Origin of the sequence: Marinobacter iranensis, from assembly GCF_029207565.1 — a bacterium.
Taxonomy (GTDB): domain Bacteria; phylum Pseudomonadota; class Gammaproteobacteria; order Pseudomonadales; family Oleiphilaceae; genus Marinobacter; species Marinobacter iranensis.
Window position 1 is genome coordinate 1 of the sequence record NZ_JANCMW010000432.1, and the last position, 231, is coordinate 231.

1 protein-coding gene is annotated in these 231 nt (G+C 67.5%); it reads right to left on the minus strand.

Annotated elements, in window-relative coordinates; genetic code table 11:
- On the minus strand, positions 1 to 217 hold a 217-nt coding region (locus NLU14_RS22985), incomplete at its 3' end, for a hypothetical protein (RefSeq protein ID WP_275710970.1).
- Between the last annotated feature and the right edge of the window lie 14 nt (positions 218 to 231).

Below are 231 nucleotides of genomic sequence, written 5' to 3' on the forward strand. Positions count from 1 at the left end.
CGACCGCGATGCGCGCCATGATGGTGTAGAACGCGACATCCGGCACCAGCAGGATGTCGGTGGCCGAAAACAGCAGGTAGATGATGACGGCGATGTAGAGCCCCGGCCGCGCCGCCGTCCGCCGCGCGGCCTGGGATTCCTTGTGGAACAGCGCGCGCAGCTCTGCCGCCTCGGGCAAGGCCTGGATGGCAGGCTCCACGGGCGCGAGTTCGTTCACCGCCGACATCGTAT